We start from the raw sequence: 25,948 nt of genomic DNA on the forward strand, positions 1-25,948 counted from the left end.
GGGCCCCCGGCCGCGCCGGGGCAGAAGGATAGAAACAATGGCGACTGAAGTTCTGGTGCCGACGCTCGGCGAATCGATCACCGAAGCGACCCTGGGTGAATGGCTAAAGCAGCCCGGCGATGCGGTCGCCGTCGACGAGCCGATCGCGAGCCTGGAGACCGACAAGGTATCGGTCGAGGTGCCCTCGCCGGTGGCGGGCGTGATGGGCGACCATGCGGTGAAGGTCGGCGACACGGTGCAGGTCGGTGCGCTGATCGCCACCGTCGATGCCGGTGGTTCGGCCCCTGCGAAGACGGAGGCCAAGGAGCCTGCGGTGACCGCTACCCCGGCATCGGCGCCTGCGCCGAGCGCATCGGCCGATAGCGAGCCCGCGGGCGACTCTCCTGCCGCGCTGTCGCCGTCGGTCCGCCGCGCGATCCTGGAGCATGGTCTCGACCCCTCGACCATCAAGGGTACCGGCAAGGACGGCCGCATCACCAAGGAAGACGTGGCTGCCGCTGCGCAGAACAAGCCGCAGGCCGCTGCCGCTCCGGCCGCTGCCGCACCGCAGGCGTCGGCTGCAACGGGTGAGCGCAAGGAAGAGCGCGTCAAGATGACCCGCCTCCGCCAGACGATCGCCAAGCGCCTGAAGGAAGCGCAGAACAGCGCTGCGATGCTGACGACGTTCAACGACGTCGACATGACCGCGGTGATCGAGGCGCGCGCCAAGTACAAGGATCTGTTCGAGAAGAAGCACGGCGTGCGCCTGGGCTTCATGGGCTTCTTCGTGAAGGCCGCCACGATGGCGCTGAAGGACATCCCGGCCGTCAACGCCTCGATCGAGGGCGACGAGATCGTGTATCACGATTATGCGGACATCTCGGTTGCGGTGTCGGCCCCGAACGGCCTGGTCGTGCCGGTGATCCGCGACGCGCAGAACCTGACGGTCGCGGGCATCGAGAAGACGATCGGCGACTTCGGCAAGCGCGCCAAGGACGGCACGCTGAAGATGGACGAGATGAAGGGCGGTACCTTCACCATCTCGAACGGCGGCGTGTTCGGCTCGCTGATGTCGACCCCGATCATCAACCCGCCGCAGTCGGCGGTGCTGGGCCTCCACCGTATCGAGGAGCGTCCCGTGGTGCGGGACGGCCAGGTCGTGGTGCGCCCGATGATGTATCTCGCGCTCAGCTACGACCACCGCCTGATCGACGGTCGCGAGGCGGTGACCTTCCTGGTGGCGCTGAAGAACGCGATCGAGGACCCGACGCGCGTCCTGATCGACCTGTAAGAACGACCCTTGCCGGGCCCTCGTTTCGGCGAGGGTCCGTTCACATATCGACCGCAGCGGGACGGATCCCGTAAGGCTGGACCCCGAAGGCCGGGGAACGGGAGAGACAAATGGCTGAGTACGACTATGACGTCCTGGTGATCGGCGCGGGCCCCGGCGGCTATGTCGCGGCGATCCGCGCGGCGCAGTTGGGCCTGAAGACCGCATGTGCCGAATCGCGCGAGACGCTGGGCGGCACCTGCCTCAATGTCGGCTGTATCCCGTCCAAGGCGTTGCTCCATGCCTCCGAACTGTTCGAGGAAGCGAGCCACGGGGCGTTTGCGAAGTTCGGGATCGAGGTGGAGGGCGCGAAGCTGAACCTCGAGCAGATGCATGCGGAGAAGAAGAAGGCGGTCGGTGAGCTGACCGGTGGTATCGAGTACCTGTTCAAGAAGAACAAGGTCACCTGGCTGAAGGGCAAGGCGAGCTTCACCGACGCCAGCACCGTAACCGTCGGCGAGCAAACGGTTACCGCGCGCGACATCGTGATCGCGACGGGCTCGTCGGTTACCCCGCTGCCCGGCGTCGAGATCGACCAGAAGGTGGTGGTGGATTCCACCGGCGCGCTGGCACTGCCCAAGGTGCCCGAGCATCTGGTGGTGATCGGCGGTGGCGTGATCGGGCTGGAACTGGGCTCGGTCTGGCGTCGCCTGGGCGCCAAGGTGACTGTGGTCGAATATCTCGACCAGATCCTGCCCGGCTTCGACGGCGAAGTCCGCAAGGAATCGGCCAAGCTGTTCAAGAAGCAGGGCTTCGAGTTGAAGACCGGCACCAAGGTGACCGGCGTCACGGTCGAGGGCGAAACGGCGACCGTGACGCTGGAGCCGGCGAATGGCGGTGCGGCGGAAACGCTGACCGCGGATGCGGTGCTGGTCGCGATCGGCCGCAAGCCGAACACCGACGGCCTGAACCTCGACGCGGCGGGCGTGAAGCTCAACAACCGTGGCCAGGTCGAGATCGATCATGACTTCGCGACCAATGTCGACGGCGTCTGGGCGATCGGCGACGTCGCGCCGGGCCTGATGCTGGCGCACAAGGCCGAGGACGAGGGCGTCGCGGTGGCCGAGAACATTGCCGGCCAGACCGGCATTGTGAACCACGACGTGATTCCGAGTGTGGTCTATACGATGCCCGAGATTGCGGGCGTTGGGCTGTCGGAGGAAGCCGCAAAGGAGAAGGGCGAGGTAAAGGTCGGCAAGTTCCCCTTCATGGCGAACAGCCGCGCCAAGACGAACCGCGACACGGATGGCTTCGTGAAGGTCATTGCCGACGCCAAGACGGACCGGGTGCTGGGCGTGTGGATCGTCTCCAGCCTGGCGGGGACGATGATCGCGCAGGCGGCGCAGGCGATGGAGTTCGGTGCGACGTCGGAAGACATCGCCTATACCTGCCATGCCCATCCGACGCATTCGGAAGCCTTGAAGGAAGCCGCGATGGCGGTGCGGGGCAAGCCGATCCACGTCTGATCGGCACCACGATCCGGAACCGGCAAGGGGCCGCGGGAGAGCGATCTCCCGCGGCCCTTTTCGTGGGCGGTCAGTGCGGGACGGCGCCGGTTTCCACACCCGTCTTGTCGTGCAGCGCATAGCGGTCGATCAGGTCGGCACTGGCGGCATTGTAGCCGATCACCTCGACCGTCCGGCCGCCACCGCGCAGGCGGGTGACGATCTTGTCGAGTGCGCCGACACCGGAAATGTCCCAGAAGTGCGCGGCGGAGACGTCGATCACCACGGCGGTCGCAGGCTCGTCGGTGCGGAAGGCGCGGGTGAAGCGATCGACCGAGGCGAAGAAGATCTGGCCCGACACGCGGTAGGTAGCGCGGTCGCCCTGCACGTCGCGGATGACCGCGAACATGCGCTGGACCTTGCCGGCGAAGAAGACGCCGGAGAGCAGCACGCCGACGAGCACGCCCTGTGCCAGGTTGTGGGTCGCGACGACGACGATGACAGTCGCGACCATGACGACGCTGGAGGTCCAGGGGTGGTGGCGGATGTTGGTGATCGAGTTCCAGCTGAAGGTGCCGATCGCGACCATGATCATCACCGCGACCAGCGCCGGCATCGGGATGCGCCCGACCCAGGGGCCGAGGACGGCAAGCATGAAGAGCAGCACCGCACCCGCCGCGAAGGTCGATAGCCGGGTGCGGCCGCCCGAGGTGACGTTGATGACCGTCTGGCCGATCACCGCGCAGCCACCCATGCCGCCGGCCAGCGCCGAGGCGATGTTGGCGCCGCCCTGACCCATGCATTCGCGGCGCTTGTTGCTGTCGGTCTCGGTCATGTCGTCGACGATCTGCGCGGTCAGCAGCGCCTCCAGCAGGCCGACCGCCGCCATGGTGAGCGAGAAGGGCAGGATGATGCGTAGCGTCTCCAGCGTGAGCGGCACCCGGGGCAGGGTGAAGCTCGGCAGGCCGTGCGGGATGTTGCCCATGTCGCCGACCGTGCGCACCGGCAGGCCCAGCGCGATGCTGACCGCGGCGAGCGACAGGACGGTCACCAGCGGGGCGGGCACCGCCTTCGTCACGCGTGGAAAGAGGTAGACGATGAAGAGGCCGGCGGCGACCATCGCATAGCTGTGCCACGTCACGCCGACGAGTTGCGGCAACTGACCCATGAAGACCAGAATGGCGAGCGCGTTGACGAAGCCGGTGATGACCGAGCGGGAGACGAACTGCATCAGAAGGTCGAGCCGGGCCAGCCCCGCGACGATCTGGATGAGGCCCATCAGGATCGTCGCGGCGAAGAGGTAGTCGACGCCGTGATCGCGGACGAGCGGCGTCACCACCACGGCCACCGCCGCGGTCGAGGCCGAGATCATGCCGGGACGCCCACCGAGCAGCGAGATGACGATGGCGATCGCCACCGAGGCATAAAGGCCGACGCTGGGATCGACACCGGCGATGATCGAAAAGCCGATCGCCTCCGGGATCAGGGCGAGCGCGACGACGACGCCGGCAAGGACGTCGCGGCCGGCCTGCGGCGCGCCGACGAACCATTCGGCGCGGGTGCGGGAAAGAAAATCGGTCATGAGGAAATCTGCAACGGGGCCCATGGCGCCGGATACGGGCGCGACGGATAGGGCATGGGCAGGTTGTCCGGCGGATCGGCGGCCGGAAGAGCCACCCGGAGTCTCACCGGGTCCTTGCGATTGATCGCGCCCTTAGCGGAGGTGATGGGGGCGGGGCAAGCCGCGCTATGCCGCCGCCCTGTTTCATGGCCCTGTTTCGCGGCCCTATTTCGCCGCCTTGCGCAGCGCGAGGCGGACCAGCGCGTCGAGCGTCGCGGTTTCGCCCAGATCCTCCTCCGCGGCCGCGACCGCGGCACTCGCCTCGGCGGGGCGGAAGCCGAGGTTGAGCAGCGCGGACACCGCATCGGCGCCGGCGCCGACCGGGATCACCTGCGACGCGGCGGCGGGGCCAAGGATGATGCCGCCGGTCTTGTCCTTCAATTCCATCACGATGCGCTGCGCAAGTTTCGGCCCGACGCCGTTGGCGCGCGCGATCATCGCCTTGTCGCCGCTGGCGACAGCGCGGGCGATCTCGGACGGGTCGAGCGCGGACAGGATGGCGAGTGCGACGCGCGCGCCCACGCCCTGCACGCCGGTCAGCAGCCGGAACCAGTCCCGCTCGGCCGAGGAGGAGAAGCCGACGAGCCGGATCGAATCCTCCGACACCAGCATTTCGGTGTGCAGCATCGCGGCCTCGCCCACCGGGCCGATCGCCGCCAGCGTGCGCGCCGAGGCGCCGACCAGATAGCCGACGCCGCCGACATCGATCACCGCATGGTCGGTGCCGGTTGCGTCCAATCGTCCCTTGAGATGCGCGATCATGGGAGTGATCGCTAGAACAAACCCGGCACGCTGTCACGGGGGCGATGCGCTCCCTGTGGTCGGGGAAGGGTTCATGCGAAGACGCGAAGAGGGGGGGGATTCACGCGGAGGTGCGGAGGCGCGGAGAAGAAGAGGGTTTGCGCGAAGGCGCAGGGATCGTTTTTCGAGCCGGAGGCTCATCCTGCATCACCGATCGGGCGTGTCTTCCGATCGACAGCGGGTGTTTCGGTCGCGCCGCACGCAACCCCTCCGCGCCTCCGCGCCTCCGCGTGAAACATCGTCTTCGCGGCTTCGCGGCTTCCTTTTGTTTGGGGGCATCGCTTGGCGGTGGCCTGGGAGGGTTCACGCGAAGACGCGAAGACGCGAAGAAGGAAGGGGTTCACGCGGAGGCGCGGAGGCGCGGAGAAGAAGAAGGTTTTGCGAAGGCGCAGGGATCATTTTCGAGCCGGAGGCTCATTTTTCACCGGTTGGGCATGTCTTCCGATCGACAGCAGGTGTTTCGGTCGCGCCGCATGCAACCTCTCCGCGCCTCCGCGTGAAGAATCCTCTTCGCGGCTTCGCGTGAACGAACATTTCGCGGCTTCCCGGAAGGTTACGCGGAAATGCCTGTTCGTCGCATTTGCGCGCGGGCGCTGGCGAGGTGGTGGGCGTGGGTTATCGCCACCGCCAGCGCGTCGGCGGCGTCGGGGCCGGTCAGTTTTACGCCGGGCAGCAGATGGCCGACCATCGCCTGGATCTGCTTCTTGTCCGCGCCGCCGGTGCCGACCACCGCCTTCTTGACGATGCTGGGGTGATATTCGCCGACGATCAGCCCGGCCTGGGCCGCGGACAGCAGGACGATGCCGCGCGCCTGACCCAGTTTCAGCGTAGACTGCGCGTTGGAATTGCCCAGCACCTCCTCCACTGCCGCGCCGTCCGGGCGTTCCACCCGGATCATTTCGGCCAGCGCGGCGTGGAGATAGGTCAGGCGGCGGGGCAGGGGCATGGACGGCTCGGTCTTGATCTGGCCGTTGCCGACATGGCGCAGCCGATTGCCCTCCGCCGCGATGACACCCCAGCCGGTGGTGCCGAGACCGGGATCGAGACCGAGCAGGATCATGCCGGCTGGATCAACCCAGCTTCTCCATGACCTCGTCCGAGACTTCGTAATTGCCCCAGACGGTCTGCACGTCGTCGTCGTCGTCGAGCGCGTCGATCAGCTTGAACAAAGTCGCGGCATCGCCTTCCTCGACCGACACCATCGTCTGCGGCCGCCAGGCGAGCTTGGCGCCCTCGGCCTCGCCCAGCACCGGCTCCAGCGCCTTGCTGACTTCGTGCAGCGCGCCCTGTTCGGTCCAGATCTCGTGGCCGTCCTCGGTAGATGTCACGTCCTCGGCGCCCGCTTCCAGGGCCGCCTCGAACACCTTTTCAGCGTCGCCGGCGCTGGCCGGATAGGTGATGAGGCCGACCCGGTCGAAGCCGTGGCTGACCGAGCCTGCGGTGCCCAAATTGCCGCCATTCTTCGACACCGCGGTGCGCACGTTGGTGGCGGTGCGGTTGCGATTGTCGGTCAGCGCCTCGATGATGAGCGACACGCCGCCGGGGCCGAAACCCTCGTAGCGGATTTCCTCGTAATTTTCCGTATCGCCCTTCGATGCCTTGTCGATCGCGCGCTGGATATTGTCCTTGGGCATCGACTGCGCCTTGGCTGCGTTGACCGCGGCGCGCAGGCGCGGGTTCATGTCGGGATCGGGCAGGCCCATCTTGGCCGCCACGGTGATCTCGCGGGAAAGCTTGGAGAACATGCCCGAGCGCTTTTTGTCCTGCGCGCCCTTGCGGTGCATGATGTTCTTGAATTTGCTGTGGCCTGCCATCGGTGCCTCATTGAGTGATGCAGCGCACTTAGCGGGCCGGGGACGGTTTTGCCACCTGCGCGAAATACAAGTCTTGTTTGGGGCCGTGCCCATGCGGCATGGCCCGCGGCCATGACGGTACGCGTGGACATGGGAACGGACGAACGCGGTGCGTCCGTCCCGATCGATCTGGAAGAATTGCTGGCGACCCGCCTGCTGGTGCAGGGCAATTCGGGTTCGGGCAAGTCGCATCTGCTGCGCCGCCTGCTCGAAAAATCGGCGGGGCAGGTGCAACAGGTGGTGATCGATCCGGAAGGGGATTTCGTCACCCTGTCCAAGGCCTATGGCCATGTCGTGATCGAAGCGGGCGATTATGCCGAGCGCGAGGTGGCGAAGTTCGGCAGCCGTATCCGCGAGCACCGTGCCTCCGTCGTGCTCAGCCTGGAGGGGCTGGAGATCGAGGGGCAGATGCGCTGCGCCGCCGCCTTCCTGAACGCGCTGTTCGATGCACCGCGCGAGCATTGGTATCCCGCACTCGTCGTGGTGGACGAGGCGCAGTTGTTTGCGCCCACCACCGGCGGCGAGGTGACGGAGGAGGTGCGCCGGGCCTCGCTGTCGGCGATGACCAACCTCATGTGCCGCGGGCGCAAGCGCGGCCTGGCCGGCGTGATTGCGACGCAGCGATTGGCGAAACTGGCCAAGAACGTCGCGGCCGAGGCGTCCAACTTCCTGATGGGACGCACCTTCCTCGACATCGACATGGCGCGCGCGGCCGACCTGCTGGGCATGGAGCGGCGGCAGGCGGATGCGATTCGCGATCTGGCGCGCGGCACCTTCCTGGCGCTGGGCCCGGCGGTATCGCGGCGGCCGATCACGGTGAAGATCGGTGCGGTGGAAACCTCGGCCCGTTCGGGCAGCCCCAAGCTGACGCCCCTGCCCGATGCGCCGCCACCCGATTTGCAGGACCTGTTGTTCGCCCCCGTGGAGGAGGCGCCGCAACTGCCGATGACCTTTGATCCGCGTCCGCGGCGGGTGCCGGCCGACGAGTTGATGGCAGATCTGGGCCGTCCGCCCTTGCCCACCACGGCCGCACCGGCGGTGCCCGACATGAGCGGCGAGGAGGTGGAGGCGATCTATGCTGCGGTGCTGCGCGCGATTGTCGAGGATGCCGAATCGACTTTCCGTCCGGCGTCCGTGCTGTTCCAGGATTTTCAGGTGCGGTGCCGCATGGCGGGACTGGCGCGCCCGCCGCTGGATTTGAACGGTTTCGCGCGGCGCCTGTCCTGCGCGCGCGCCGGCATCTTCGATGTGAGCGATCCCGACTGGCAGGATGCGCTGGCGCTGGCGAGTGCGCTGCCCGACGATATGCTGGGCGCCTTCCTGCTGGTGGCGCGCGCGGCGCGGGCGGGGGAGCCATGTCCGCCCGATACGCAGATCGCGCAGACCTATGGCACCAGTTCGCTGGGGCGGGTGCGGCGCCTGATCGGCTATATCGAGAGCCGCGACCTGTTCGTGTGCCGTACCGACCTGACCGGCAAGCGGTCGATCACGATCCCGCGGCTGGGGTGGACGACGCAGGCTGCCGAGGCGGCTTGAATCGGGGGCGTGACGAGCAGCGTTGCACTGCTTGGCGGCCCCTCACCTTCCCACTGCCTTTGGCAGTGGGCCCCTCCAGCATCAGGTCGGTCATGCCCCCGGCATGACCTGAACAGCGCGGGGCGCTGTTCACCTGATGCTCCCCGGAGGGGAGAGGGGGAGAGTGCTCAAAGCATGCCGAGCGCCTGCATATAGACCTCCAGGATGGCCTCTTCCTCCTGATATTCCTCGCGCTTCTTCTTGCGGATCGACATGATCTTCTTGATCGCCTTGGGGTCGTAGCCGCGGGCCTTGGCCTCGCCGAACACGTCCTTGATGTCGTCGGCGATGCCCTTCTTTTCTTCTTCCAGCCGCTCGGCGCGCTCGATCAGCAGCCGCAGCTCGTCTGCCGCAACCTGGCCCGAGCCTTCGAATTCCGCGTCCGCCATGGTGATTCGCTTTCCCTTTGATGCCGCGGCCCTCGCCCGCGCGGACGGGGCGGCGTTGAAGATTCCCGATGTCGGGTGCGGCGGCGCGTCTAGGCGTTTTGCGCGCGCCGCTCAACCGTCGTCAGTGCGCGTTCCTTGCGACGCTTTCCTTCATGCGGGCAAGCTGTTCCGGCGATGCGTCGGCCTGATGCTCGGCCTTCCACCGGTCATAGGGCATGCCGTAGATCGTCTCGCGCGCGGCATCCTTGTCCAGCCCGCCGGCCTCGCCCACCCAGTCGGACAGGCAGTTGCGGCAGAAGCCGGCCAGACCCATCAGGTCGACATTCTGCGCATCGGTGCGGTGGCGCAGGTGGCGCACCAGCCGGCGGAAGGCCGCGGCGGCGGCGGCGTCGTCCAGCGTGTCGAGACGGTCCATTTTACAAGCTCCAAGGTTGATCGGCGCGTAATAGAGGTTAGAGCCGTGCGGGCAAAGTTCGCAGGATAAGCGCTACATGACCAAGGCCCTCGCCCCCCGATCCCGCAAAGTCCGCGTGCTGGCCACGCTGGGACCCGCCAGCAGCGATCCCGAAATGATCGCCACGCTGTTCCAGGCGGGCGCGGACGCGTTCCGGATCAACATGAGCCATGGCGACCAGGCGTCCAAGGTGCCGCTCATCCAGGCGATCCGCGGCATGGAGGCGCGGTTCAACCGGCCGACCACGATCCTGGCCGATCTTCAGGGTCCCAAGCTGCGCGTCGGCAAGTTCGAGGGCGGGCGCACCGTGCTGGAGACGGGCAGCACCTTTGTGCTCGACCGCGACCCGACGCCGGGCGACGCAACGCGTGTCGAACTGCCGCACAAGGAGATCTTTGCCGCGATCGAGCCGGGTGCGCGCCTGTTGCTGGACGATGGCAAGCTGGTGCTGCGCGTCGCGGACCATGATGCGGATCGCATCGTCACCCTGGTCGAGGTCGGCGGCGCGCTGTCGAACAACAAGGGGCTGAACGTGCCCGACGTGGTGCTGCCCATGGCGGCGCTGACGCCCAAGGATCGCTCCGACCTGGCGTTCGCGGTGGAGCAGGGGGTCGACTGGATCGCCCTGTCCTTCGTGCAGCGGCCCGAGGACCTGATGGAAGCGCGCGGCCTGATCAAGGGCAAGGCGGCGCTCCTTGCCAAGATCGAGAAGCCGGCGGCGATTGACCGGCTGGACGAGATCGTCGAGCAGTGCGACGGCGTGATGGTGGCACGCGGCGACTTGGGCGTCGAATTGCCGCCGCAGGCGGTGCCGCCGCTGCAGAAGCGCATCGTCGAGGTGGCGCGCCGCATGGGCCGTCCGGTGGTGGTCGCCACGCAGATGCTGGAATCGATGATCCAGAGCCCGTCGCCGACCCGCGCGGAAGTGTCGGACGTCGCCACCGCCATCTATGACGGTGCCGATGCCATCATGCTGTCCGCCGAATCGGCGGCGGGTTCGTGGCCGGTCGAATCGGTTGCGATGATGAACGCGATCGGCGTGTCGGTCGAAGGCGACCCGGCGCATGGCGACCGCGTGCACTTCACCGTGATGAAGCCCGATCCCACCACTGCGGACGCGATGGCGGAGGCGGCCAAGAGCATCGCGCGCACGACCTCGGCCAAGGCGATCATCTGCTTCACCACTAGCGGATCGACCGCACGCCGCGTGGCGCGCGAGCGGCCGCCGGTGCCGATCCTGGTGCTGACCCCGCAGGCGGAGACGGCACGGCGGCTCGGCCTGTTGTGGGGCTGTCATGCGGTGCACACCCGCGACGTCGAATCGTTCGAGGAAATGGTCGCCAAGTCGAAGCGCATGGCGCTGCGTCACGGCATCGCCGCTGCGGGCGATCAGGTCATCATCATGGCTGGCGTGCCGTTCCGCACGCCGGGATCGACCAACGTGCTGCACGTCACACGGCTGACCGGCGACGAACTGGAGAAGTACGGCGAGGATCGCGCGGAGGCCTGAACTTCAGCCGCCGATCTTCGACCCCAGCAGGCCGGCGCCGATCGCGACTGCGACGCCGGCCAGCACGATCGCGACGATCATCACCAGCCCGTCGCGGACCATCAATGCCAGGCCGAAGGTGGCGATCGCCGCCATCGGCGCGGTGGTCGCCAGCGGCAGCAATTCCAGCGGCGGCACCGTACAGGCGAGCAGGATGCACGCCACCGCCGCGACCCGCACGAACGGCCCTTTGGTCAGCGCCGGCAGGCGACCATGGAACCAGCGGTCCGCCCAGCCGGCAGGCTTGCGCGCCTTTTTCGTGGTTTTCCGGACCGTCTCGGCCTTGACGGAGCGGTTGCGCAGGAGGCCGGGCAGCCAGAGATGCTTGCGCCCCAGCACCATCTGCACCGCGGTCAGCAGGATCACGCAGGCGAGGACGGTCGGCAGGCCGGGGATCGACCCGACCGGCGATATGTCGACCAGCGCCGGCAACAGCAGGAAGGGGCCATAGGACCGGTTGCCGAAAGCCTCGATCACATCGCCGAGCGAAACCCGGTCCTGCTTGTCCGCAAGTTCATCCAGGGCGTCGAGAATATCGCTGATGCTGTGGGGATCACTGGCCATGGGGGCGGAACGGGATGACAAGTGGCGCGGTTCCACTCGACAGCGCCCCCGCTCGCCCGCTACGGAACGAAAGGTGACCGACACCGACCGCCTTTTGTCCGCGAGCCGCCGTCCCGAGGATGTCGACGCCGCGCTGCGCCCCAAGCATCTCGACGAATTCGTCGGCCAGCAGGCCGCGCGCGACAATCTGCGCGTCTTCATCCAGGCGGCCCGGTCGCGGGGCGACGCGCTGGACCATGTGCTGTTCTTCGGCCCGCCGGGGCTGGGCAAGACGACGCTGGCGCAGATCATCGCACGCGAGATGGGGGTGGGCTTTCGCGCCACCTCCGGCCCGGTGATCGCCAAGTCGGGCGATCTGGCGGCGCTGCTCACCAATCTGGAAGACGGCGACGTGCTGTTCATCGACGAGATCCACCGGCTTCAGCCCGCGGTGGAGGAGGTGCTGTATCCAGCGATGGAGGACCGCGCGCTGGACCTGATGATCGGCGAGGGGCCGTCGGCCCGTTCGGTCCGCATCGACCTGCCGCGCTTCACGCTGGTCGGCGCCACCACGCGGCAGGGATTGCTGACCACGCCGCTGCGCGACCGATTCGGCATTCCGGTGCGGTTGCAATTCTATACGGTCGAGGAACTGACCCGGGTGGTGACGCGCGCGGCGCGGCTGCTCGACCTGGCCATTGCGGAGGACGGCGCGACCGAAGTCGCGCGCCGGTCGCGGGGCACGCCGCGCATCGCGGGTCGCCTGCTGCGCCGGGTGCGCGACTTCGCGACGGTGGCGGGGCATGACGTGGTCGATGCCCGCGCCGCCGATCAGGCGCTGAACCGGCTGGAGGTCGACGCGCTGGGGCTGGACGCGATGGATCGCCGCTATCTGATGATGATCGCCGACGTCTATCGCGGCGGCCCGGTCGGCGTGGAGACGCTGGCGGCGGGCCTGAGCGAACCGCGCGACACGATCGAGGAAGTGATCGAGCCCTATCTGATCCAGCTGGGCCTGGTCGCGCGCACCGCGCGCGGGCGCGTGCTAAATGCCGGGGGTTGGAAGCATCTGGGCCTCAATCCGCCGGTGGGCAGCCAGGACGGCCTGTTCGACCTGGGCGGATAATCGGGACAGCCACTCCAGCTTCGTGCCCTGCGTCATAATGTTGCATGGCACCCAAGGCAGTGATCTGTTAGCCCTTGGCCCATGCCCCTATCGGCCGCTGCCTCCGCCCGCGAAATCCTGGTCCGCCTGCACGACGTGATGGCGTCGCGGGCGCCCGCGCAATCCAAGCTGAACCAGGTCGTCCAGATCATCGGTGAAGCGATCGGGAGCGAGGTGTGTTCGATCTACCTGCTGCGCGAGGGCGTGCTGGAGCTGTTCGCGACGCGCGGGCTGGCGCAGGAGGCGGTGCACGTCACCAAGCTGGCGATGGGGGAAGGGCTGGTCGGCACGATCGCCGAGGATGTCGAGGTGCTGAACCTGGACGAAGCCGCCAGCCATCCTGACTTCGCCTACAAGCCAGAGACGGGCGAGGACCGCTTCCACAGTTTCGCCGGCGTGCCGATCATCCGGCGCGAGCGGGCGGTGGGCGTGCTGGCGGTGCAGCACAGCGAGCCGCGCCGGTATCAGGATGTCGAGATCGAGGCTTTGCAGACGGTGGCGATGGTGCTGTCCGAGCTGATCTCCAATGCCGGGCTGATCGACGAGGGCGGGCAGGGCGCCGGGCGTCCGCAGAGCACCGCGTCGCAGCGGCTGATGGGCCAGAAGCTGGTCGACGGCATGGGTTCGGGCTTTGCCGTCTTCCACCAGCCGCGCATCACCATCGAGCATACCGTGGCCGAGGACACCGATGCCGAGCGGCACCGCGTTTATGCCGCGTTCGACAAGATGCGCGAACAGATCGACCGCATGGCGCGCGAGGCCGAGTTCGGTGTCGGCGGCGAGCATGAGGAGGTGATCGATACCTACAAGATGTTCGCGTACGACGAGGGGTGGGCGCGGCGGATCAACGAGGCGATCGACAGCGGCCTGACCGCGGAGGCGGCGATCGAGCGGGTGCAGCAGCGCACCCGCCAGCGCATGCGCCAGATCGACGATCCCCTGCTCGCCGACCGGATGCACGATCTGGAGGACCTGTCGAACCGGCTGCTGCGCATCGTGTCGGGCCAGATGGGGACGGCGGCGCAACTTGGCCTGCGCCAGGACACGATCCTGATCGCGCGCAACCTGGGGCCGGCCGAGCTGCTGGAATATGACAAGCGCCGCCTGAAGGGCGTGGTGTTGGAGGAAGGATCGCTGACCGCGCACGTCATCATCGTCGCGCGCGCGATGGGCGTGCCGGTGCTGGGCCGGGTGCGCGACACCCGCCGGCTGATCGCCGAGGGCGACCGGCTGCTGCTCGACACGATCGAGAACAACGTCTTCGTCCGGCCCTCCGCGGCGATGGAGGAAGCGTTCGATGCCAAGCTGACGCTCCGCCAGAAGCGCCGCGCCGCCTATGCCGCGCTGCGCGACGTGGCGCCGGAGACGAAGGACGGCCACCGGGTGACGGTGATGGTTAATGCCGGCCTGCGCGACGATGCCGCGGCGCTGGACATCACCGGTGCGGACGGGATCGGCCTGTTCCGGACCGAGTTCCAGTTCCTTGTCTCCGCCTCGCTGCCGCAGCGCGAGCGGCAACAGCGGCTGTACCGCGAAGTGCTGGAAGCGGCGGGCGAGCGCCCGGTGGTGTTCCGCACGATCGATATCGGCGGCGACAAGGCGCTGCCCTATCTCAACATCGAGGCGGGCGATGAGGAAAATCCGGCGATGGGCTGGCGTGCGCTGCGCCTCGCGCTGGAACGCGACGGCCTGATGAAGGCCCAGGCGCGCGCGCTGCTGGAGGCGGCGGGCGGGCGCACGCTGAACGTGATGTTCCCGATGGTGTCCGAGGCCTGGGAGTTCGACGAGGCACGCGCGCTGTTCGAGGCGCAGCGGGTATTCCTGTCGGGACGCGGCAAGCGGATGCCGAACGAGATACGCTATGGCGCGATGCTGGAAGTGCCGGCGCTGGCCGAGCAATTGGACCTGATCCTGCCGCAGGTCGATTTCCTGTCAATCGGCACCAACGACCTGACCCAGTTCCTGTTCGCCGCCGACCGTGCGAACCCCAAGCTGGCAGAACGCTATGACTGGCTGTCGCCCTCCATCCTGCGCTTCCTGCGCCGGGTGGTGGAGCCGGCCCGCGCCGCCGGCGTGCCGGTCGCGGTATGCGGCGAGATGGGCGGACGGCCGCTGGAGGCGATGGCGCTGATCGGGATCGGCATCGACCGCCTGTCGATCACCCCGGCGGCGGTCGGACCGGTCAAGGCCATGGTCCGTTCGCTCGATCACGCCGCCATCGCCGCCGAGATGGACCGGCTGCTGGCGCATCCGCCGCGCGACATGCGCGGGGTGCTTGGTGCCTGGGCTGCGACGAACGGCGTGGAATTGGCCTGATGCCAAGGCAGAGGGCGCGTTGACACGCCTACAACCCTTTGGGAAAGACGGGGGCGACCGGCAGGGTGGGCCGCGGTCGCTTCGGAGTTGAGAATGGACGAGGTCAATCCGGGCCATGACGCCGCGCCCGCGGCACCCGCGCGCGCCGGAGACGTTCTGCGCGCCGCCCGCGAGGCGCAGGGGCTGTCCCTCGCGGATGTCGGCGCACGCACCCGCATCCCCAACCGCCATCTAGCCGCAATCGAGGCATCGGATTACCAGAGCCTGCCATCGGCGACCTATGCGATGGGCTTTGCCAAGGCCTATGCCCGCGCGGTCGGCGCGGACGAGGTGGCGATCGCGCATTCGGTGCGCGCCGAGGTGGACCGGATCGGTCGCCGGCAGAGCGACTATGTGCCCCACGACATCGCCGACCCGGCCCGCGTGCCGCCGCGCGGCCTGGCGATCCTCGGCGTCGGCGTGGCGCTCGCCATCCTCGTGCTGGTGGCGCTGTGGTTCGGCACCGAGCTGTTCCACAACCGCACCGCGACGACGCCGGCGGCACCCGAAATCGCCGCGCCGACCCCGGCCGCCGCACCCAGGACGGTGACGCAGCCGGTGCCGGCCGTCACGACCGGGCAGGTGACGCTGGTCGCCAATGACGAGGTGTGGCTGCGCGTCTATGACGCCAACAACGAGACGCTGTTCCTGCGCACGATGAAGGCGGGCGAACGGTTCGACGTGCCGACCACCGCGCGCGAGCCCAAGATCAATGTCGGTCGCCCCGACAAGCTGACCATCATGCTGAACGGCAAGGCGACGCCGCCGCTGGGCGACGGATCGCGCCCGATCAAGGATGTGCGGGTCGACGCCGCCGCCGTCGGTGCGCGGCTGGCCGGGACGCCGATCCCGGCCGCGGCTCCGGCGCCCGCCGCCGAGCCGGCGCCGCCGAGGCCGCTGAACGCGGCGGCCATTCCGGAATAGCGTGCGCCGGCAACCGCTTTAAGGCTGGCGACAGCTTGGGCGTTGCAGTTATGGTCGATGTTCATGAAAATCCTGCTTGCACCGGGGGGTGTGATCGATGCGTAACCTGTTGATGACCGGCGTTGCCGCCGCGCTGTTCCTGCCCACGGCGGTATCCGCGCAAGGCGTGGAGGGCCGTGTGACCAAGCTGGAAAGCGAAATGCGTGCCGTCCAGCGCAAGGTGTTCCCGAACGGGGCGGGCCAGTATCTGCAACCCGACATCACCGCGTCGCAGGCGCCGCAGACGGCCGCCGGCGTGCCCGCGACCAGCGCGGTCGCCGATCTCTCGTCGCGCGTGACCTCGCTGGAAGAGCAGCTGGCGTCGCTGACCGGGCAGATCGAGCAGAACGGCTTTCGCGTCCGTCAGCTCCAGGAACAGTTCGAGGCGTACAAGCGCGCCACGGACAATCGCCTGAAGCTGGTCGAGGGCGGGCCGGCACCGATCGCGCCGGCGGGCGAAAGCGCGCCGCTGGAGGGCGCTGCGGTGTCGCCGCCGCCGGTCCGCGCGCCCGGCGGCAGCGCGAGCGCCAAGCCGGCCGCGGCTGCGACCGCGGCGCCCGTCGCGGTGGCGGGGGTGGAGAAGCCCTCGACCGGCGACGCGGCGGAGGACGAGTATCTTTACGGATACCGCCTGTGGAGCGCGAAGAAATATCCGGAGGCCGAGGCGCAGTTGAAAAAGGTCGTCGCGACCTATCCGAAGAGCAAGCGCGCCAGCTATGCGCAGAACCTGCTCGGCCGATCTTATCTCGATACGGGCAAGCCCAGCCTCGCCTCCATGGCCTTTTACGAGAATTACAAGAAATTCCCCGATGGCGAGCGGGCGCCCGACAGCCTGCTGTATCTGGGACAGGCGCTGACCAAGCTGAACAAGCCGGCGGATGCGTGCAAGGTCTATGACGAGCTGTCGGACGTATACGGCGCCAAGCTGTCGGCGGCGATGAAGGGGCAGGTCGAAGCGGGGCGTTCGGCGGCCAAGTGTAAGTAGGGCGGAAACGCCGTCTCCCCTCTGAGGGAAGGGTGAGGGAGCGCCAAGCAGCGCAGCACTGTTGGTCTGCCCCTCACCCTCCCACCGCTTGCGCGGCGGGCCCCTTCAGCATCAGGTCGGTCATGCCCCCGGCATGGGTAACCAGCACCGGGCGCTGCCTACCTGAGGCCCCTCCGCTGGGGAGAGGGCGTTACGCCGCCAGTTCCATGGTCTCGCCGGTGGCGGCACCCAGCAGGCGTTTTTCCAGCGTCTTGAGCCGCGCGGGTGCGACGATGCGGTCGCCGGTCAGGTCGGTGAGGTAGAATACGTCCACCGCGCGCTCGCCATAGGTGGCGACGTGCGCGGAATGGATCGTGACCTTGGACTGGAACAGCGCATGGGCCAGGCGGTTGAGCAGCGCCGGCCGGTCGCGGGCATGGACCTCCACCACGGTGAAGCGGTTCGATGCGCGATTGTCGATCAGGACATTGGGTTGCAGATCGAACGCCTCGGCGCGGGGGCGGGGAGCGGGCTTGGCGACCAGCCGGTCGGCCAGCTTGCCGCGATTGGCCAGCGCATCCTCGATCGCGCGGTTCAGGCGGGCCAACTGCCCCGGATCGTCGAAGGGGCGGCCCAGCGGGTCCTGCACGAGGAAATTGTCGATCGCCATGCCGTCGCGCGTCGTATGGATGCGCGCATCGATGACGTTGCCGCCCGCGACATGGATCGCGCCCGCGATGCGGTAGAACAGGCCGGGATGGTCGGCGGCGTAGATCGACACCAGGGTCGCGCCGCGATCGGGATCGACCGCGGCCTCGATCGACAGCTGCGCGTCGCCGGCCTTGGCCATCTGCCGCGCGTTGATCGCCAGCACGTCGTCGGGCTCGGCGATCCAATAGGCTTCGGGCAGGCGCCGGACATGGCCGTGAAAATTCTCCCGCGTCCAGCCGAGCGCCTCGGCCAGCCGCGCCTGCTTGGCGGCGATGCGCTCGCCGCGCCCGCGCTGCTTGTGACCGAGGCGCAGTACCTCCTCGGCGGCCTCGTACAGGTCGGACAGCAATTGCCGCTTCCAGCTGTTCCAGGTGCCGGGGCCCACGGCGCGGATGTCGACCACGGTCAGCACGAGCAGCAGGCGCAGCCGCTCCGGACTTTGCACGGTTTCGCAGAAGTCGAGGATCGTCTTGAAGTCCGACAGGTCGCGCTTGAACGCGGTGGCGGACATCAGGAGGTGCCAGCGGACCAGCCAGGCGACCGTCTCCGTCTCCGCCGCGCTCAGCCCCAGGCGCGGGCACAGCCGCTGGGCGACCCCTGCACCCAGGATCGAATGGTCTCCGCCGCGCCCCTTGGCGATGTCGTGGAGCAGCACCGCGACGAACAGCACGCGGCGCGACAGGATCTGTTCGGCCACCGTGCTGGCAAGCGGATGATCCTCGCGCAGCCGGCCGCGCTCGATCCGCGACAACAGGCCGATGGCGCGGATCGTATGCTCGTCCACCGTATAATGATGGTACATGTCGAACTGCATCTGCGCGACGACGCGGCCGAAATCGGGCACGAAGCGGCCGAACACCCCCGCCTCGTTCATCCAGCGCAGCACCAGTTCGGGATCGCGGGGGCTGGTCAGCACGTCGAGGAACAGCGCATTGGCGCGGGGATCGTTGCGGATCTCGTCGGCCAGCTTGGCGTCGCGCGCGGCGGCGCGCATCGCCAGCGGATGCACCTCCAGCTCGTAACGGTCGGCGAGCTGGAAGACCTCGATCAGGCGCACCGGGTCCTCGGCGAAGAAGCCGTCATGCGGCAGGGCGAGCCGGCCGCGATCAAGGACGAAGCCGTTCAGGCGGCGGGGGCGGCGGCGGATGGTGGGAAGGCCGAAGCGGTGGCCGCGCGCCGCGAACCGCTCGTCCAGATGCGCCAGGAAGACGCCGGTCAGCGCGCCCACCGTCTTGGCCTGTAGGAAGTAGAATTGCATGAAGCGCTCGACGCGCGGCTTGCCGGGGCGATCGGCATAGCGCATCCGCTCGGCGATCTGGCGTTGCACGTCGAAGGTCAGCCGGTCCTCGGCGCGGCCGGTGATGTCGTGCAGGTGGCACCGCACCGCCCACAGGAAATTGTCGGCACGGTGGAACTGGCGATATTCCTGCCGCGTGAACAGCCCGGCATCGACCAGATCGGTCGCGCGCTGCACGTCATGGACGTATTTGCCGATCCAGAACAGCGCATGGAGGTCGCGCAGGCCGCCCTTGCCCTCCTTCACATTGGGTTCGACCACATAGCGCGTGTCGCCCATCTTGCGGTGGCGCGCATCGCGCTCGGCCAGCTTGTCGGCGATGAACTGGCGGTGGGTGTCCTTCTGGATCTCGGCCTTGAAGCGGCGGCCGGCCTCTTCGTACAGCCCCGCGTCGCCGCAGATCAGCCGTGATTCGAGCAGGGCGGTGCGCACGGTGATGTCGCTGCGCGCCTGGCGGATCATCTCGTCCACCGAGCGGCTGGAATGGCCGACCTTTAGCCCCAGGTCCCAGAGCGAATAGAGCATCGACTCGATGACCTGCTCGGCATGCGGGGTCTGCTTCCAGGGGGTGAGAAAGCCGATATCCACGTCCGAGTGCGGCGCCATCTCGCCCCGGCCATAGCCGCCGACCGCGATCAGGGTCAGCCGTTCGGCGGCGGTGGGGTTGTGGAGCGGATAAAGACCCTGCGTCGTCGCATCGAACAGCACGCGCAGGATCTGGTCGACTAGATAGGCCTGCCCCGCCGCCGCCTCCAGCCCGCGCGACGGATAGGCGATCAGGCGCCGCGACACCTCCGCCCGCCCAGCCTCCAGCGCCTCCTTCAGCACCGGCGTCATCCGCTTGCGCCCCTCCGCCCCGCGTAGAGGCCCCAGCGCGGCAATGCGGTCGGCCAGCGCCCGACGATCGACGATGGCGCGGCGGTGGGACAGTGTTTCGAAGCGGCTCGACATGGATCAGGCCATAGCCGCTTGGCGCGAACAAGTTGAGCCGCGTTGTGCCGGGCGTCAGCCGCCGTCGGGAAAGTCGGTGGCCAGTGCTTCGTCGCGCAGCGACTCGATCTCGGCCAGCCGCTCGCGCAGGCGCTGGACGACCGCGTCGTGCCCCCAGCGGCCGAGGACGAGGTGGCGGGGCGGGTCGGCGCGTTCGGTGAGCGCGATCATCGCGTCGGCGGCGCGAACCGGGTCGCCGGCCTGCTGACCGCTGATGTCGCTGGTGCTTTTCATGCGGGCGCCAGCCGTCTCGGCATAGGCGGCGATGCGGTTCGGCGTCTGGCGCAGCGAGCGGCCGGCCCAGTCGGTGCGGAACGGGCCGGGCTCGACGCAGGTGACGTGGAGACCGAGCGGCGCGACTTCGGCGGCAAGCGAATCGGACCAGCCCTCCACCGCGTGTTTGCTGGCGGCGTAGTAGCCGGAGGCGGGGAAGCCGGCGAGGCCGGCGACGGAGGTGATGTTGAGGATGTGGCCGCGGCCGGCGTGGCGCATGAGGGAGAGGACGGCGCGGGTGAGGGCGAACAGGCCGAAGACGTTGGCGTCGAACTGGGCGCGGATCTCCTCCTCCACGCCCTCCTCGATCGCGGCCTGGTAGCCATAGCCGGCATTGTTCACCAGCACGTCGATGCGGCCGAAGCGCGTTTTTGCGGCGTCCACCGCGGCGGCGATCTGGCCGACGTCGGTGACATCGAGATCGAGGGCGAGCAGGCTGTCGTCATCGCCCGACAGATCGGCGACGCGGGCGCGGTCGCGTGCGGTGGCGACGACGCGCCATCCGCGTGCGAGCACGCGTTCCGCCAGCGCACGGCCGAAGCCGGTGGAACAGCCGGTGATGAACCAGACGGGGGTGTCGGACATGGAAAATGCGCCTCTGGGTGAAGGGTTTGCCCCTCTACGCAGATGGTCGGGCGCGGTTCCTTATCCGTCCCGTGCCAGCGCCTTCAGCCGGTAGAGCGCGTCGAGCGCCTCGCGCGGGGACAGGCTGTCGACGTCGATCGCCTCCACCGCGCTGCGGATGGCGTCGCATTGTTCTTCCTCGGCCTGGGCGACGGCGGCGAAGAGGGGGAGGTCGTCGAGGCCGGCGGCGAGCCCGCCGGTCCGGGCGCGGCCGGCCTCGAGCCGGGCGAGGACGGACTTGGCGCGGGCGATGGTGGCGGGGGGCATGCCAGCGAGGCGGGCGACGGCGAGGCCGTAGCTGCGGTCGGCGGGGCCGGTGGCGACCTCGTGCAGCAGCACCAGTTCGCCCTTCCATTCGCGCGCGCGGACATGATGGAGACTGAGCGCTTCGCAGCGCTCCGCCAGTCGGGTCAGTTCATGGTAATGGGTCGCGAACAGGCAGCGGCAGCGATTATCCTCGTGGATCGCCTCCACCACCGCCCAGGCGATGGCGAGCCCGTCATAGGTGGAGGTGCCGCGGCCGACCTCGTCCAGGATGACCAGGCTGCGCGGCGTCGCCTGTGCCAGGATCGCGGCGGTTTCCACCATCTCGACCATGAAGGTCGAGCGGCCGCGCGCGAGATTGTCCGACGCGCCGACGCGGCTGAACAGGCGATCGACCAGCCCGATGCGCGCGCGGGTGGCGGGAACGTAGCTGCCCGCCTGCGCCAGTACCGCGATCAGCGCGTTCTGGCGCAGAAAGGTGGATTTGCCGCCCATGTTCGGCCCGGTGACCAGCCAGAGCCGCGACCCTTCCGACAACTGGCAGTCATTGGCGACGAAACGCTCGCCAGAGCGTGCGACCGCGGCCTCGACCACCGGATGGCGGCCGCCCGTCACCTCGAAACAGGCATGATCGACCAGTTCGGGGCGGACCCAGCCGCCCTCCGCCGCGCGCTCGGCCAGTGCGCTCGCCACGTCCAGCCGGGCAAGCGCATCGGCGGTGGCGGCGATCCGGTCGCGCGCGGCGAGCGCCTGGGCGATCAGCTCCTCCAGATGCGCGGCCTCGGCAGCGAGCGCGTGCGCGCCGGCCTGCGACACTTTCGCGGCGACCTCGTGCAGCGCGGGGGTGTTGAAGCGGACGACGCCGGCCAGGGTCTGGCGGTGGGTAAAGCCCGAGTCGGGCTTCATCAGCGCGTCGGCGGCGCGCGCCGGCACCTCGACATGATAGCCGAGCACACCGTTATGGCGGATCTTGAGCGTCGTGATGCCGGTCTGGGTGCGGAACTCCGCCTCCAGCGCGGCGATCGCGCGGCGGCCGCCGGCACCGGTGTCGCGCAGATCGTCGAGCGCCGCATCATAGCCCGCCGCGATATAGCCGCCGTCCGACGCCTCGATCGGGGGGGAGGGGACGAGCGCGCGGGCGAGCAGGTCGATCAGCGCGCCGTGGCCGCGCAGGTGCGGCACGACCTGTCCGAGCAGCACGGGGCCGTCCCCCAGCCGGTTGGCGAGCCGCCAAGCGCCGTCAAGGCCGTCGCGAAGCTGGCCGAGGTCGCGTGGGGAGCCGCGACGGGCGACGAGGCGGCCGAGGGCGCGGCCGATATCGGGAAGCGCGCGCAGGGCGCCGCGCAGGGTTTCGCGCAGCGCCGGATCGTCGTGGAAGAATTGCACCAGATCCAGCCGCGCCTCGACCGCGGCACGGTCCATCAGCGGCGCACCGATATCGCCGCCAAGCGCGCGGGCACCGGCGCCGGTCACGGTGCGATCCACGGTGTCGAGCAGCGAGCCCTTGCGCTGGCCGCCGGTGGTGCAGGTGAGCTCCAGGCTGTCACGCGTGGCGGCGTCGATCGCCATCGTCCCCGCCGCCTGCACCAGTACGGGCGGGCGGAGGAAGGGAAGCGCACCCTTCGCGGTGTGGTCGAGATAGGCGACGAGCCCGCCGGCGGCGGCGAGCGCAGCGCGGCCGAACTGGCCGAAGCCATCCAGCGTGGCGACGCCGAACAGACGCTTCAGCCGTGCCTCACCGCCTGCGCTGTCGAAATCCGCCCTGGGGCGCAGGCCGGTGGCGGCCTGGGTGTAATCGCCCGTCTCGCTGGCGATCGTCTCGGCAGGCGCAAGGCGGGCAAGCTCGGCGCCGATCGCATCGGCGCTGGCGTCGATCACCAGGAAGCGGCCGGTGGAGACGTCGGCGGCGGCCAGCGCGACCTCGCCGCCCGCTTCACCGATGGCGACGCACCAATTGTCGGTGCGGGCATCCAGCAGCGCCTCCTCGGTCAGCGTGCCGGCGGTGACGACGCGAACGATGCCGCGCGCGACCAGTGCCTTTGATCCGCCGCGCGCCTTGGCCTCGGCCGGAGTTTCGGTCTGTTCGGCGATGGCGACGCGGTGCCCCGCCTTTATCAGGCGTTGCAGATAGGCGGTGGCGGCATGGACGGGCACGCCGCACATCGGGATCTTCTCACCCGCATGCTCGCCGCGGCTGGTGAGGGCGATGTCCAGCACGCCGCTTGCAACCCGCGCATCTTCAAAGAAAAGTTCGAAAAAGTCGCCCATGCGGTAGAAGAGCAGGCAATCCTCGGCCTCCGCCTTGAGCGCGAGATACTGGGCCATCATCGGGGTGGGAGCGGACATGGCCACCGGTTAGGGGTTGCACCGCGCGCGGGCAACGGCCTTGAAAGCGGGGGGCGAAAGCTTCAAGAGCCGTAGCGTCCCGTTATCCGCATACGAAGGTCGCCCATGTCCGAAGAACCCACCGACCAGTTTTCCGAGCGCGAAGCACTGCTGTTCCACTCCGAGGGGCGGCCGGGCAAGATCGAGATCATCGCGTCCAAGCCGATGGCGACGCAGCGCGACCTGGCGCTGGCCTATTCGCCAGGCGTGGCCGTGCCGGTGAAGGCGATCGCCGACGATCCCGCCACCGCCTATGACTATACCGCCAAGGGCAATCTGGTCGCGGTGATCTCCAACGGCACGGCGATCCTGGGTCTCGGCAATCTGGGCGCGCTCGCCTCCAAGCCGGTGATGGAGGGTAAGGCGGTGCTCTTCAAGCGCTTCGCCGATGTCGACTCGATCGATATCGAGCTGAAGACCGAGGACGTCGATCGCCTGATCGATGCGATCGAGCTGATGGAGCCGAGCTTCGGCGGTATCAACCTTGAGGACATCAAGGCGCCGGAATGCTTCATCATCGAGCAGACGTTGCGCGAGCGGATGAACATCCCGGTCTTCCACGACGACCAGCACGGCACCGCGATCATCTGCGCCGCCGGCCTGATCAACGCCTGCCTGCTGACCAACCGGAAGCTGGAGGACGTGAAGGTCGTCGTGAACGGCGCGGGCGCCGCCGCGATCGCCTGCACCGAATTGATGAAGGCGATGGGCGTTCGCCAGAACAACGTCATCATGTGCGACCGCACGGGCGTGATCTATCAGGGCCGCGACGACATCAACCAGTGGCAGTCGGCGCATGCCGCGGTCACCGATCGCCGCACCCTGACCGAGGCGCTGCACGGCGCGGACGTGTTCCTGGGGCTGTCGGCCGCGGGCGCGCTGAAGCCCGAAATGGTCAAGGACATGGCCAAGTCGCCGATCATCTTCGCGATGGCCAATCCGGAGCCGGAAATCCGCCCCGAACTGGCCAAGGCCGCCCGGCCCGACGCGATCGTGGCGACCGGCCGGTCGGATTATCCGAACCAGGTCAACAACGTCATCGGCTTCCCCTTCATCTTCCGCGGCGCGCTGGACGTGCGCGCGACGGGCATCAACGACGAGATGAAGATCGCCGCCGCCAATGCCATCGCGGAACTGGCGCGCCAGCGCGTGCCGGAGGAAGTGGCGCTGGCTTACGGCACGCAGCACAGCTTCGGCCCCGAATATATCATCCCGGCGCCGTTCGATCCGCGGCTGATGGAACTGGTGCCCTCCGCGGTCGCCAAGGCGGCGATGGATTCGGGCGTGGCGACGCGGCCGATCCTGGACATGGCGGCGTATCGCCAGAAGCTGCGCGCGCGCCTGAACCCGACGACGTCGGTACTGACCATGGCCTATGAGGGCGCACGGGCGCATCCCAAGCGCGTGCTGTTCGCCGAGGGCGAGGAAGAGGTGGTCTTGCGCGCCGCCATCGCGTTCAAGGAAGGCGGCTATGGTATCCCGGTGCTGGTCGGACGCGACGATGTCCATGACCGACTGGCAGCGCTCGGCGTGTCGAAGCCCGAGGAATATGAGGTGCATAATAGCCGTACCTCGACCCTGGTGCCGGAGATGGTCGACTTCCTGTACGAGCGGCTGCAGCGTCGCGGCTATCTGCGCCGCGATGCCGAGCGGCTGATCAACCAGGACCGCAACACCTTTGCCGCGACGCTGCTCCAGCTCGGCCATGCCGATGCGATGATCACCGGCGTCACCCGCACCTATGCCAAGACCTTCCGCGACGTGCGCCGGGTGATCGATCCGGTGGACGGCAAGGTGCCGTTCGGCATCCACCTGCTGGTCGGGCAGAGCCACACCGTGTTCATCGCCGACACCACGGTGAACGAGCGGCCGTCGGGCGAGGAACTGGCCGATATCGCCGAGCGCACCGCGGCGGTGGCGCGCCGCATGGGGCATGAGCCGCGGGTGGCGTTCCTCAGCTACTCGACCTTCGGCAACCCGCATGGCCAGTGGATCGACAATGTCCGGGCAGGCGTGGCGGCGCTCGACCGCCGGCAGGTCAGCTTCGAATATGAGGGCGAGATGGCGCCGGACGTGGCGCTGAACCCGAAGCAGATGAAGAACTTCCCCTTCGCGCGGCTGTCGGGGCCGGCGAACGTCCTCATCATGCCGGGGCTGCAATCGGCCAATATCTCGGCCAAGCTGCTGCGCGAACTGGGTGGCGACGACATGATCGGCCCGATGCTGATCGGCATGGAAAAGCCGGTACAGATCGCGCCGATGACCTCCACGGCCAGCGAGCTGGTGACGCTGGCGGTGCTGGCGGCGGGCGGTATCGCGCGGTAACGCCTGCGCAACGATCGGGACATGATCAAAGGGCCGGGGGAGCGATCCTCCGGCCCTTGTTATTATGGTGACCTGATCAGGGGTGGTCCCACG

General features: G+C 68.4%; 19 protein-coding genes and 1 other annotated feature. Of the genes, 9 read left to right on the forward strand and 10 right to left on the reverse strand.

Annotation, left to right across the window (positions count from 1 at the left end; genetic code table 11):
• Window positions 1-37 precede the first annotated feature (37 nt).
• Together odhB and lpdA are read left to right on the forward strand one after the other, a co-directional pair.
• Window positions 38-1,270, forward strand: a complete 1,233-nt coding sequence (odhB, locus tag NPJ82_RS03480) for a 2-oxoglutarate dehydrogenase complex dihydrolipoyllysine-residue succinyltransferase (RefSeq protein WP_112382033.1) — start codon at window positions 38-40, stop codon at window positions 1,268-1,270.
• A gap of 110 nt (window positions 1,271-1,380) precedes the next feature.
• The gene (gene lpdA, locus NPJ82_RS03485) at window positions 1,381-2,775 is read left to right on the forward strand and encodes a dihydrolipoyl dehydrogenase (RefSeq protein ID WP_342658371.1); all 1,395 of its coding nucleotides are present in this window, start codon (window positions 1,381-1,383) and stop codon (window positions 2,773-2,775) included.
• A gap of 70 nt (window positions 2,776-2,845) precedes the next feature.
• On the opposite strand, the gene NPJ82_RS03490 is transcribed toward lpdA, so the two are convergent.
• From NPJ82_RS03490 to NPJ82_RS03505, 4 genes are all read right to left on the reverse strand, one after another.
• A complete protein-coding gene (locus NPJ82_RS03490) occupies window positions 2,846-4,336 on the reverse strand; it encodes a SulP family inorganic anion transporter (protein WP_342658372.1) in 1,491 nt (496 codons plus the stop codon).
• 61 nt (window positions 4,337-4,397) lie between these two features.
• Window positions 4,398-4,453 (reverse strand) — a sequence feature (sul1 is cis-regulatory element that is thought to sense ions involved in sulfur or methionine metabolism; They are found in Alphaproteobacteria).
• A gap of 87 nt (window positions 4,454-4,540) precedes the next feature.
• A complete protein-coding gene (gene ruvA, locus NPJ82_RS03495; RefSeq protein ID WP_149682183.1) occupies window positions 4,541-5,137 on the reverse strand; it encodes a Holliday junction branch migration protein RuvA in 597 nt (198 codons plus the stop codon).
• Window positions 5,138-5,729: 592 nt separating this feature from the next.
• Entirely contained in the window at window positions 5,730-6,236 is a 507-nt protein-coding gene (gene ruvC, locus NPJ82_RS03500) for a crossover junction endodeoxyribonuclease RuvC (RefSeq protein ID WP_149682182.1), read from the reverse strand.
• A 10-nt stretch (window positions 6,237-6,246) separates the two neighbouring features.
• The gene (locus tag NPJ82_RS03505; protein ID WP_149682181.1) at window positions 6,247-6,990 is read right to left on the reverse strand and encodes a YebC/PmpR family DNA-binding transcriptional regulator; all 744 of its coding nucleotides are present in this window, start codon (window positions 6,988-6,990) and stop codon (window positions 6,247-6,249) included.
• A 111-nt stretch (window positions 6,991-7,101) separates the two neighbouring features.
• Here NPJ82_RS03505 and NPJ82_RS03510 point away from each other — a divergent pair, with 111 nt between their 5' ends.
• Window positions 7,102-8,565, forward strand: coding sequence for an ATP-binding protein (locus tag NPJ82_RS03510; protein ID WP_112382039.1), 1,464 nt, complete (start codon window positions 7,102-7,104; stop codon window positions 8,563-8,565).
• A 167-nt stretch (window positions 8,566-8,732) separates the two neighbouring features.
• Here the strand turns inward: NPJ82_RS03510 and NPJ82_RS03515 are convergent, their stop codons facing one another.
• Complete coding sequence (locus tag NPJ82_RS03515) at window positions 8,733-8,993, reverse strand: DUF2312 domain-containing protein (protein WP_112382040.1); 261 nt, start codon at window positions 8,991-8,993, stop codon at window positions 8,733-8,735.
• Window positions 8,994-9,114: 121 nt separating this feature from the next.
• Window positions 9,115-9,408 carry a DUF1244 domain-containing protein gene (locus NPJ82_RS03520; RefSeq protein WP_112382041.1) on the reverse strand — a complete coding sequence of 98 codons (294 nt, stop codon included), beginning with the start codon at window positions 9,406-9,408 and terminating at the stop codon, window positions 9,115-9,117.
• A gap of 76 nt (window positions 9,409-9,484) precedes the next feature.
• On the opposite strand from NPJ82_RS03520, the gene pyk reads away from it, so the two are divergent.
• On the forward strand, window positions 9,485-10,957 hold the full coding sequence (gene pyk / locus NPJ82_RS03525; RefSeq protein ID WP_149682180.1) for a pyruvate kinase: 1,473 nt from the start codon (window positions 9,485-9,487) through the stop codon (window positions 10,955-10,957).
• A gap of 3 nt (window positions 10,958-10,960) precedes the next feature.
• Here the strand turns inward: pyk and NPJ82_RS03530 are convergent, their stop codons facing one another.
• Window positions 10,961-11,560, reverse strand: a complete 600-nt coding sequence (locus NPJ82_RS03530) for an exopolysaccharide biosynthesis protein (RefSeq protein WP_342658373.1) — start codon at window positions 11,558-11,560, stop codon at window positions 10,961-10,963.
• Between the two features lie 73 nt (window positions 11,561-11,633).
• On the opposite strand from NPJ82_RS03530, the gene ruvB reads away from it, so the two are divergent.
• The 4 genes from ruvB (at window position 11,634) to NPJ82_RS03550 (ending at window position 17,007) form a co-directional block, all read left to right on the forward strand.
• Window positions 11,634-12,665: a Holliday junction branch migration DNA helicase RuvB gene (ruvB, locus tag NPJ82_RS03535; RefSeq protein WP_149682178.1), complete on the forward strand. Its 1,032-nt coding sequence runs from the start codon at window positions 11,634-11,636 to the stop codon at window positions 12,663-12,665.
• An 81-nt stretch (window positions 12,666-12,746) separates the two neighbouring features.
• Window positions 12,747-15,020 carry a phosphoenolpyruvate--protein phosphotransferase gene (ptsP, locus tag NPJ82_RS03540; protein WP_112382045.1) on the forward strand — a complete coding sequence of 758 codons (2,274 nt, stop codon included), beginning with the start codon at window positions 12,747-12,749 and terminating at the stop codon, window positions 15,018-15,020.
• A 93-nt stretch (window positions 15,021-15,113) separates the two neighbouring features.
• Window positions 15,114-15,983: a helix-turn-helix domain-containing protein gene (locus tag NPJ82_RS03545; RefSeq protein ID WP_342658374.1), complete on the forward strand. Its 870-nt coding sequence runs from the start codon at window positions 15,114-15,116 to the stop codon at window positions 15,981-15,983.
• 97 nt (window positions 15,984-16,080) lie between these two features.
• Window positions 16,081-17,007, forward strand: a complete 927-nt coding sequence (locus tag NPJ82_RS03550) for a tetratricopeptide repeat protein (RefSeq protein ID WP_112382047.1) — start codon at window positions 16,081-16,083, stop codon at window positions 17,005-17,007.
• Between the two features lie 190 nt (window positions 17,008-17,197).
• On the opposite strand, the gene NPJ82_RS03555 is transcribed toward NPJ82_RS03550, so the two are convergent.
• The 3 genes from NPJ82_RS03555 to mutS are packed head-to-tail and all read right to left on the reverse strand — an operon-like array spanning window position 17,198 to window position 23,473.
• On the reverse strand, window positions 17,198-19,945 hold the full coding sequence (locus NPJ82_RS03555; protein ID WP_342658375.1) for a [protein-PII] uridylyltransferase: 2,748 nt from the start codon (window positions 19,943-19,945) through the stop codon (window positions 17,198-17,200).
• A gap of 54 nt (window positions 19,946-19,999) precedes the next feature.
• Window positions 20,000-20,842 carry an oxidoreductase gene (locus NPJ82_RS03560; protein WP_342658376.1) on the reverse strand — a complete coding sequence of 281 codons (843 nt, stop codon included), beginning with the start codon at window positions 20,840-20,842 and terminating at the stop codon, window positions 20,000-20,002.
• Window positions 20,843-20,902: 60 nt separating this feature from the next.
• On the reverse strand, window positions 20,903-23,473 hold the full coding sequence (gene mutS, locus NPJ82_RS03565; protein ID WP_342658952.1) for a DNA mismatch repair protein MutS: 2,571 nt from the start codon (window positions 23,471-23,473) through the stop codon (window positions 20,903-20,905).
• 123 nt (window positions 23,474-23,596) lie between these two features.
• On the opposite strand from mutS, the gene NPJ82_RS03570 reads away from it, so the two are divergent.
• Window positions 23,597-25,855 carry an NADP-dependent malic enzyme gene (locus NPJ82_RS03570; RefSeq protein ID WP_112382051.1) on the forward strand — a complete coding sequence of 753 codons (2,259 nt, stop codon included), beginning with the start codon at window positions 23,597-23,599 and terminating at the stop codon, window positions 25,853-25,855.
• The last annotated feature ends 93 nt before the right edge of the window (window positions 25,856-25,948 follow it).

This window comes from Sphingomonas sp. NY01 (assembly GCF_038809135.1).
Classification (GTDB): Bacteria; Pseudomonadota; Alphaproteobacteria; order Sphingomonadales; family Sphingomonadaceae; genus Sphingomonas; species Sphingomonas carotinifaciens.

What these genes read in the sequence shown, in the direction of transcription:
- odhB (WP_112382033.1), top strand. Translation starts at nt 38, where the DNA reads ATGGCGACTGAAGTTCTGGTGCCGACGCTCGGCGAATCGATCACCGAA.
- lpdA (WP_342658371.1), top strand. Translation starts at nt 1,381, where the DNA reads ATGGCTGAGTACGACTATGACGTCCTGGTGATCGGCGCGGGCCCCGGC.
- NPJ82_RS03490 (WP_342658372.1), bottom strand. Translation starts at nt 4,336, where the DNA reads ATGACCGATTTTCTTTCCCGCACCCGCGCCGAATGGTTCGTCGGCGCG.
- ruvA (WP_149682183.1), bottom strand. Translation starts at nt 5,137, where the DNA reads ATGATCGCGCATCTCAAGGGACGATTGGACGCAACCGGCACCGACCAT.
- ruvC (WP_149682182.1), bottom strand. Translation starts at nt 6,236, where the DNA reads ATGATCCTGCTCGGTCTCGATCCCGGTCTCGGCACCACCGGCTGGGGT.
- NPJ82_RS03505 (WP_149682181.1), bottom strand. Translation starts at nt 6,990, where the DNA reads ATGGCAGGCCACAGCAAATTCAAGAACATCATGCACCGCAAGGGCGCG.
- NPJ82_RS03510 (WP_112382039.1), top strand. Translation starts at nt 7,102, where the DNA reads ATGACGGTACGCGTGGACATGGGAACGGACGAACGCGGTGCGTCCGTC.
- NPJ82_RS03515 (WP_112382040.1), bottom strand. Translation starts at nt 8,993, where the DNA reads ATGGCGGACGCGGAATTCGAAGGCTCGGGCCAGGTTGCGGCAGACGAG.
- NPJ82_RS03520 (WP_112382041.1), bottom strand. Translation starts at nt 9,408, where the DNA reads ATGGACCGTCTCGACACGCTGGACGACGCCGCCGCCGCCGCGGCCTTC.
- pyk (WP_149682180.1), top strand. Translation starts at nt 9,485, where the DNA reads ATGACCAAGGCCCTCGCCCCCCGATCCCGCAAAGTCCGCGTGCTGGCC.
- NPJ82_RS03530 (WP_342658373.1), bottom strand. Translation starts at nt 11,560, where the DNA reads ATGGCCAGTGATCCCCACAGCATCAGCGATATTCTCGACGCCCTGGAT.
- ptsP (WP_112382045.1), top strand. Translation starts at nt 12,747, where the DNA reads ATGCCCCTATCGGCCGCTGCCTCCGCCCGCGAAATCCTGGTCCGCCTG.
- NPJ82_RS03545 (WP_342658374.1), top strand. Translation starts at nt 15,114, where the DNA reads ATGGACGAGGTCAATCCGGGCCATGACGCCGCGCCCGCGGCACCCGCG.
- NPJ82_RS03550 (WP_112382047.1), top strand. Translation starts at nt 16,081, where the DNA reads ATGCGTAACCTGTTGATGACCGGCGTTGCCGCCGCGCTGTTCCTGCCC.
- NPJ82_RS03555 (WP_342658375.1), bottom strand. Translation starts at nt 19,945, where the DNA reads ATGTCGAGCCGCTTCGAAACACTGTCCCACCGCCGCGCCATCGTCGAT.
- NPJ82_RS03560 (WP_342658376.1), bottom strand. Translation starts at nt 20,842, where the DNA reads ATGTCCGACACCCCCGTCTGGTTCATCACCGGCTGTTCCACCGGCTTC.
- mutS (WP_342658952.1), bottom strand. Translation starts at nt 23,473, where the DNA reads ATGATGGCCCAGTATCTCGCGCTCAAGGCGGAGGCCGAGGATTGCCTG.
- NPJ82_RS03570 (WP_112382051.1), top strand. Translation starts at nt 23,597, where the DNA reads ATGTCCGAAGAACCCACCGACCAGTTTTCCGAGCGCGAAGCACTGCTG.